This window comes from Mesorhizobium waitakense (assembly GCF_056431085.1).
Genome location: NZ_JBWKME010000009.1, coordinates 76,626 through 85,188 on the forward strand (window position 1 = coordinate 76,626; position 8,563 = coordinate 85,188).

The window sequence follows — 8,563 nt, forward strand, 5'->3', positions numbered from 1 at the left end:
TGCGGCCGCGGCCATCACGGCGAGCCTTGCGACGACGGCGGCCCAGAACACTGTAGGCGCCGGCAGCGACACGCTCTCGGCCTTCGAGAACCTGATTGGCTCGGGCTTTGGTGATACGCTGACGGGCAGCACGGCAGTCAATATGATCTCCGGCATGGGCGGTGATGACTTCCTCAATGGCGGCGCTGGCGCCGACACCATGGTTGGCGGCACGGGCAATGACACCTACGTCGTCGACAACACCGGCGACATCGTGGACGAGACCGGCGGTGACGGGATCGATCTGGTTCGCTCATCGATTGCTTTCAACCTCTCGGATGCCCTGCACGTCATTGGAAGCGTCGAGAACCTGACGCTGACGGGGACGGCCAATGTGGCCGGCACCGGCAACGCGCTTGCCAACGTGATCACCGGCAACACCGGCAACAACACCTTGGCGGGCTTGGGGGGCGCCGACACGCTCATCGGTGACGCCGGCACCGACACGGCCAGCTATGCGGCGTCGGCGGGCGGTGTGAACGTCAGCCTGATGACGGGTCTTGCTCAAGGCGGCGATGCCGAGGGCGACACCTTCTCCGGCATCGAGGGGCTTCTAGGCTCTGCACAGAGCGACACCCTCGAGGGCGATGGCGGCAACAACGTGCTCAACGGCGGCGCCGGCATTGATACGCTGAGCTACGAGCATGCGGCCGCGGCCATCACGGCGAGCCTTGCGACGACGGCGGCCCAGAACACTGTAGGCGCCGGCAGCGACACGCTCTCGGCCTTCGAGAACCTGATCGGCTCGGCATTCGGCGACAAGCTGACGGGCAACGGTTCTAACAACATCATATCCGGTCTTGCAGGAAACGATGCGGTCAACGGCGGAGCAGGCGCAGACATCCTCATCGGAGGTATTGGAAACGACCGTTTTGTCTTCAACGCAGTTGCAGATAGCAATCCATCGGGCTGGGATACATTAAACGACTTCCAGCATGGGGCCGACAGCATCGATGTGTCGGCAATTGACGCCAATAGCTCTGCGGGAGGCAATCAAGCTTTTGCGTTCGGAGGTCAAAACAATAGTATTCTCGCCAACGCACTAACGTGGTTTGAGTCTGGAGGCAACACTGTCGTCCAGGCAGATGCAAACGGAGATACAATAGCAGACCTGCTGTTTGTATTAGTTGGAAATAATTTGGGCATTAATACATATGATTTTGTTTTGTAGTGTTAAACTACGAAATAAAACGTAGAATGTGGGGATGTCGGCGCTGATTATCTATGCTTTGACTGCGCTCGTTTGCCGTCGATTGCCTCCGTGCCCATTGAGACCGGTAGCCCTTTTGCTGCGAGCGAGATCGTCTGCCTCCGGATGACAGTCTGGCTGTCAGCGTCGCAGTCCTGCCGGATGATTCCTATAGGTCGTCCGACAGACTGTATGGAGACCTGAAGGAAGCGGGGTTCTGACTTCGGCCGAAGGCCCAAACACTCGAAGGCGCTGGCGTTTCGGTTAACTCGGCCGATCGGGCCGCACGCCTACCTATCGCAGCGCCTCGGCCCGCTTTGGTCCTCTTTACTATGGCTATCAAAAGAATCGCAGCCGATAGCGTGACGACCTCGCATGATTTATAAAGATTGTCTAATGTGCGTGCTGTTCGCCGGGGGGCAATTTCGGGCATGTCCAGTTCTACAAACCGAAAGGTGCTATCGAGGAGCGTGGTCGAAATGGGCCTCTTCTCCGCGGTGATGAACACCCTGGTGCTAATTCTGCCTCTCTATATGCTGCAGGTATATGATCGAGTTTTGCCCGCCGCTAACCTGGATACTCTCACCTACCTAACATTGCTTGCGCTTTCGTCTCTTTTGCTTTTCGGAGTGCTCGAAGTCGTGCGGGGGATATATGCAAGCCGACTCGCCGCGCGGCTCGATGTTGCTTTGGGTGCATCGTCTTTTATTGCAGCAATGAGCGGCCCACGCGCCGGGCTTGGCGACGTCCAGGCCCTGCGCGACTTGGCAACCCTGCGTGGATTCATCGCTTCGCGAACCATCTTCTTTCTCTTCGACCTTCCTTTCGGGCCAATCTTCGTGGGCCTGCTTTATTTCATCCACCCGTTGCTCTTCCTTGTAACGGTCGTCGGAGCGGTTCTCATGGTTTCCTTAGCCGTGCTGAACCAGGTCGCCAGTTCGCGGCCTGGCAAGGAGGCGGCGGAGAATCTTAGCGCCGCAATGAATTCGGCGCAGGCCTTCGCGCGAAACTTCGAAACGGTCCGGGCACTCGGCATGGTGTCTAATGCGATAGAGTTCTGGGGCACCCGTTTTTCCGGCTCTCTACACGCCTCGGATGGGCTTGCTCGAACCAACGCATTTTATGGCGGCGTGTCCCGCACCACACGATCGGTCCTGCAAATCGCGATATTGGGCGTCGGCGCTTATCTGGTTCTGCACAACGAGATGACCGCCGGTATGATATTTGCGTCCTCGATGATTTCGGCACGTGCCTTGCAACCTCTTGACCAGATCATTGGAAGTTGGCGGCAGGTCATCGATGCCAATCTTGCATGGAAGCGGCTTTCAGCTGTCCAATCGAGGTCCGCACCAAAGGACAATGTTGCATTGCCAACGCCTCAAGGGGCGTTGAGCGCGGATCAAATTGTCTATCATCTTCCAGGTTCGGCCGACGGGTCGCTGCCGCTGATAAAGCGCTTGACCTTTGAAGTCGGCGCCGGCGAAACAGTCGCGATCGTCGGGCCAAGCCAGGCTGGAAAATCCACGCTGGCGCGCCTCATAGTCGGTGCCATTGAGCCCCGTTCGGGGGCGATCCGCATCGATGGCGGCGATATTCGAAGCTGGGATCCGGAGGAACTTGGCCGTCATATTGGCTATCTTCCGCAGGATGTGGAACTTTTCCCAGGGACCATCGGCCAGAACATTGCGCGTTTTGAACCAAATGCGCCTGATGAGAAATTGGTTCAAGCAGCTCAGCAGGCGCAGGTGCATGAGCTTATCCTGGGTCAGAGGGATGGATATTCGACAGTGATCGGCCCGACCGGCGTTCGCCTCTCGGGTGGCGAGCGTCAGCGCATTGGGCTTGCGCGCGCCTTTTACGGCGATCCCAAGGTCCTGGTTCTCGACGAGCCCAATGCGAATCTTGATTCCGACGGCGAAGCCGCACTCGAGCGGGCGATCATCCAGGCGCGTTCGCGTAAAACGACCGTGCTCGTCATAACCCACCGTCCCTCCCTCGCTTCCAAATGCGATCGTATACTCATGCTGCGCAGTGGCCAGGTCGAGATCTACGGTTTGACCAAGGACGTGCTCGACCAACTTGCCCAGCGACGCGGCCAAGCGGCGGCGGCCGCTCAGTCGCATGACAACGAAGGAGTGGTGCCTTTCCCGTCACCGGCTCGCGTGGAGGTGAAAGTCGCTAATGACGGTTCCTAACCAAACCACCCAGATGGGCGCCAAGGTGTATCGCTGGCAGCGCAACATCGATACGCGCACGGATCGGATCACCCTGGCGGGATATGCAAGCGTGGCCGTTTTCGTGCTCGGCTTCGGGTTCTGGGCAGCCACTGCACCGATTGCCGGAGCAACGATCGCGCCGGGTGTGGTCGCGGCAGCAGGGCAGAATGTCATGATCCAGCACCTTGAAGGAGGTGTTGTCGGCAGCATTAGAGTTCGCGAGGGTGACAGGGTCTCAAGAGGCCAGGCCCTGATCGTGCTCGATCCGACGGTGGCGCAGTCCCAGCTCAACCGCGTTCTCAAGCAGTGGGTTGCACAAAAAGCTGAAATTTCTCGGCTCGAAGCGGAGCGGGACGGCCTTGAGAAAATTGTCTTGTCCAGTGACCTCGGAGCCTATTCAGGCGCTTCCGAATACAGCGATGTCTTCGGAGAACAAAACAAGGAATTTCAGGCGCGGCTAGCGCGTTACGGCGCGGAACAGGGGATACTGCAGCAAAGGGTGGCAGCTCTTCAGGACGCCGTTGTCGGGTTAAAGGCTCAGAAGGAGGCAGCGGAAAATCAGCTTGCGATCGTCAACGAGGAGACGGAAAGAAAAAAAGACCTGCTGAAAAAAGGACTCACCAATCGTTCCGAATATACCGATCTTCTGCGCAGCACTGCCGAGCTGGTCGGCCAGGCAGGATCTCTGGAAGCGCAGATTGCCAGCTCGGCCACGCAGACTGTGGAAGCGCGTCAGCAGATTGAACGGCTTACAACCAGCCGGGTCGAGGATGCCGTTACTGAATTGAACAAGGCGCGCGCGCAGGTGGCAGACCTTGAAGAACAAATCAACGCCGCTCGATCAGTCCTGGAGCGGACGACCATCCGGGCGCCGGTGGACGGCATTATCGTCCGATCGCTTTACAATGCCGAAGGCAGCGTCATCCGAGCGGGGGAGGTGGTTATGGAGCTTCTGCCGACCACCAACGAGCTCATCATCGAGGCCAAGATAAAGCCCGAAGACATCGACTCAATCCGGGTGGGGCAGGATGCGAACATGATGTTCACGGCGCTCAATGCGCGCACGACGCCGAAGGTGCCCGGAAAGGTGTTCTACATTTCGGCGGATCGGCTGATCACACCCAGCACGGGACTGCCTTACTTCACCGTCCGGCTGAAAATGGCCGACAAGCTGCCACCGCAGGTCAAGCCCGAGCAGATCTATCCAGGCATGCCGGTCGAAACATTCATCTCAACCGGCGAACGAACGTTTCTGGCTTATCTGACCAAGCCCCTTGTGGACTCGTTCCAGCGCGCCTTCCGGGAGAGATAGGCCCGCCCCCTCCCGGATATCGGAAGCTCGGATGTGAAGCGGGCGCCGGATTGATCCGGCGCCCCCTATCACATTGGAGCCTGCGGCCTTCAACGTCAGACGAAGTGGAAGTCGTCCGCCGGATTATAACCAATCACTGTCCGTCCAGTGCCGTCGTCGGCTACGGTGAAGCTGTCTGCATCGTAAGCGCCGATAATGTGGAGCGTGGCATCATGGGTGCCGTCCGAAACGGTCAAGGTTCCTCCGCTTCCATCCTGGTTTGCCTGATAGACAGCGGATGTTCCGGTGCCGTACCAGATATCTCCGAGGTCCACTTTGTCGTCGTTGGTTATCCCCGCGATTCTGCCGCTGAAATCGAATGAATCGTCCAGCCGCAATGTGCCAGCTGCATCCGCCCCGAAAATGACGTCGGCGGACGAGGCGGCGTGAAACTCCAGCTGCGACATATTTCCGATGATGGCATCGCCGTCGCCGGTAACCTGACCGCCTATAGCGACGTTGCCGCCGTTGGCCCAGATCAATCCGGAATTGGCGACGGCACCGTTGATCGTCAGGCCACCAGACCCCGTCGCCTCCAGCGTTCCAGAGTTGACGACGGTGCTGCTGCCGGTGTCGATAACCAGCGCATGGGTGCCGGTGGCGATGATCGTGCCCTGATTGTTCAGACCCAGCAGACCGCCGCCGAGTTGGCCGGCGCCGGAGATGGTGTTGTCGACATTGGTCAAGGTGACATCGGCAGCCGTGCCGGAGATCGCGTTCGCATCGCTGTCGGACAGGACGATCTGCCCACCACCTTGCAGCGTGATACCGTGCTGGATCAGCTGCAGCAGGGTGTCGTTGCCGGCCGACTCGAGCGAGATAAGGCCGGTATTGTTGATTGTGCCGCTCAGTGGCAGCAGCGCGCCGTCGCCGATCGTCATGGTCCCGGCATTGTTCATCACCGGCGTCTGGTCGAAGACGAAATTGCTTCCTGTGAGCGCGCTCGAATGCACCCCGTCGAGCGTGATCGACTGGCCATCTCCAAGCGTGATCATCGCATTGCCGTTGGCATCGTCCGCCATGTGCGCCTGGACGTCGGCGAAGCTCGCAAAACCGGCATAACCGATGAGATCGACATGGTCGGCGGCCGTGTCGAAGTTGTGCACCGTGTCGTTGCCAATCGGCTGCGAGAAGACGAATAGGTCGTTGCCATGCGAGCCGGTCAGCACGTCGTCGCCGGACCAGGCAAAGATCGGCGAACCCGGCGCATAGGCTTCGACATTGTCGGCGACGAACTTGGTTCCGATCGTGCCGTCGGCATTCGTCCAAGTCATCGAGACGTCTAGCAGAGCCGCCCCGCTGAATTCGGCCGGCGTGGTGACCGTCAGCGATTGCACATCGTTGCTCTGAACTGTCCAAGTGCCGTCGCCGTTGTCGGTACCCCCGCTGATGCTCCAGCCCACAGGGACGCTGGAGACGACGACCACGATGGCATTCGCGACATCCCCCGAAGGGTTCGTTAGGGCCAGATTGATTGGCTCTCCGGCAACGCCAGCGGGCTTGACGTGGGTGTTGGTGATCAATGTGGCAAGATTGGCCACTGTGACACCGGAGAGATCGACCAGGATGTCGTTCGCCGAATTCGGGGTGGCACCAACTTGTTCGTAAACATAGGTGTGGGCCGTTCCGTTTATCGTAGCGGTGAACGCCACCGTCGCACCCGCAGCGCCGATATCGTTGTTTTGCAAATACTGAACTGCAGCGGCGACTCGCGACGTGTCTGTGGCACTCAGATTTAGCGCTGCACTGAAACTGTTGGCATCATCAAAGGTGATGATGCCGTTCGAAATCGTGTGCGACTTTATGGTTTGACCACCAATGGTCAGCGTCGAATCGGTTCCATTGACGTTCGCGCCCGTCGCGGCTGCCGGGGTCCCTTGCAGGTCGAGGAAGTCCGCGGCCGAGGCAAAATCGGTAACCACGTCATACCCTGTGATCGTACCGGCATTGCCGCTACCTCCAACAATGGCCAGCGATTGTCCGGAATTGACGATGAAGGTGTCCGCACCTCCGCCACCCGTTACGGTGTCGGCACCGCCGCCGCCCGTAATGGTGTCGTCTCCGGTGCCTCCACCGCCGTTGATCGTGTCATTGCCGGATCCGCCGGTCAGGGTGTCATCACCGCCGTTTCCGGAACTGCCGGTGATATTGAAGGCCCCGGTCGTGACTGCGCTTGCGTCGACGACAAGGTCTCCGTTTCCTGTAATACCGGATCCGTCAATCGTCAGCGTACCGTTGTTCTGGAAGGTGGACGCGAAGATGAACGTGTCGGTATGATTTCCGTTGTTGGAATCGATCAACACGAGCGATTCGAAGTTCGTGAGCAGCGTAGTACTTCCCGTGCCATCCCCAAATGTATGAGTCCCGAGGCTGCCGTCGGATATGGTCAACGTATCGTTGCCTGAACCGCCGGTTATCTTGTCGCCATTGTTCAGAGTGGCATCTGTTCCATTTACGTTGTTTGTGCCGGACGTGTAGAAAACGGTATCTGGGCCCGTCGTCAGCGTGAACGGGTTTGGGCTGTTTACGGAATTCACGGAAATTGCAATCGTGTCCGTGTCGGTTAGCGCTCCAGCGTCGCTGGTTGCGATCTGGATGGACGCCGAGCCGCTGAAGCCCGATGTCGGTGCGAAACTCAGCCCGTTCAGTGCAGCATTGATGGCGGCATCCGTGCCGCTGAACGTCATCGTGCCGTCAGAGGTGCCGTCGCCGACTGTGAACGACAGGCCAGAAGTGCCGTTGAGCGTGATGGCCCCGTTGGTTGCGGCCAGCGTCACTGTGTGGCTGGTATTGTCCACATCAGAAACACTGATGGCGTTGCCGTTCGCCGTGCTGAACACCTTGGCCGTATTCGTGTTGGTCGTCTGTGCAGCTGGCACACCATTCACCGGCGCGTCGTTGGCGCCGTCGATGGTGATGACGAGCTGTGCTGTGTCGGTGAGGTTGCCCGGATCCTTGACTGTGTAGGTGAAGGTGTCGGTCAGCGTGCCGCCGGCATTGAGCGCCTGGACGGTGGCATTGCTGTTGTTGACGGCATAGCTGTAGCTGCCGTCGGGGTTGAGCGTCAGCGTGCCATACTGGCCTGCCAGGCCGGTGCCGACCGTGCCGCTTGTGCCCGAGCCGGCCTCGGTGCCGGTGCGGATCGCCGAAACCACCAGCGAGGCGGTGGCGTTGTCGACGTCGCTGTCGGCTCCCGGCCCGGTGGTGATGACGTTGCCGTTCGCACTGCTGCCCGCGGTGCCGTTGGCGGTGCCGCCCGCCTCAGTGGCCGAGCCGGTGTCGTCGGCCGCCACCGGTGCATCGTTGACCGGCGTGACGCTGATCGTGACGTTATGCGAGATGCTGCTGTCGGTGCCGTCGCTCACAACGACGTTGACGGTCCGAGCCGCTGTCGTCGGCGTGTCGCTGGTGTTGTTGTAGACGACGCCGTCGAGGATCGTCTGGTAGGTGGCCTGTGAAGCCGAGCCGGTGATCGACAGAATGCCAGTGCTTGCGGTGTAGAGCACCGTCAGTCCGGCTGCGGCCGCCGTGGCGCTGGCGTTGAGCGACAAGGATTCGATCGCATTCCCATCGGGTCGCGCCGTCAGCGTCGCCGTCAGGGACGTCAGGTTGGCCGAGTCGACATCGGCTACGGTCGCCGAAGGCGAGATCACCAGCGGTGTCTGCTCCGTGAACGAAGCCGTCGCGTCATTGCCGGCGCCCACGCCGTTCAGATCAATGGTCGGCGCGTCGTTGGTGCCGGTGATGGTGATGGTCACCGTCTGGATG

Annotated in this window: 4 protein-coding genes; 3 read left to right on the plus strand and 1 reads right to left on the minus strand. The window is 59.7% G+C overall.

Annotated features, from left to right (window positions below):
• From AC07FD_RS01020 to AC07FD_RS01030, 3 genes are all read left to right on the plus strand, one after another.
• A partial coding sequence (locus tag AC07FD_RS01020) for a calcium-binding protein (RefSeq protein WP_478348281.1) occupies nucleotides 1-1,210 on the plus strand: 1,210 nt, incomplete at its 5' end.
• 449 nt (nucleotides 1,211-1,659) lie between these two features.
• Nucleotides 1,660-3,423: a type I secretion system permease/ATPase gene (locus tag AC07FD_RS01025; RefSeq protein ID WP_478348282.1), complete on the plus strand. Its 1,764-nt coding sequence runs from the start codon at nucleotides 1,660-1,662 to the stop codon at nucleotides 3,421-3,423.
• A complete protein-coding gene (locus tag AC07FD_RS01030) occupies nucleotides 3,410-4,756 on the plus strand; it encodes an HlyD family type I secretion periplasmic adaptor subunit (RefSeq protein ID WP_478348283.1) in 1,347 nt (448 codons plus the stop codon). The genes AC07FD_RS01025 and AC07FD_RS01030 overlap by 14 nt, the downstream gene beginning before the upstream one ends.
• Before the next feature lie 95 nt (nucleotides 4,757-4,851).
• Here AC07FD_RS01030 and AC07FD_RS01035 read toward each other — a convergent pair whose 3' ends face one another.
• Nucleotides 4,852-8,553: a beta strand repeat-containing protein gene (locus AC07FD_RS01035; protein WP_478348284.1), complete on the minus strand. Its 3,702-nt coding sequence runs from the start codon at nucleotides 8,551-8,553 to the stop codon at nucleotides 4,852-4,854.
• Nucleotides 8,554-8,563 lie beyond the last annotated feature (10 nt).

Excerpts from the sequence above, each read along its gene's own strand:
- AC07FD_RS01025 (WP_478348282.1), top strand. The coding sequence starts at position 1,660 with ATGTCCAGTTCTACAAACCGAAAGGTGCTATCGAGGAGCGTGGTCGAA.
- AC07FD_RS01030 (WP_478348283.1), top strand. The coding sequence starts at position 3,410 with ATGACGGTTCCTAACCAAACCACCCAGATGGGCGCCAAGGTGTATCGC.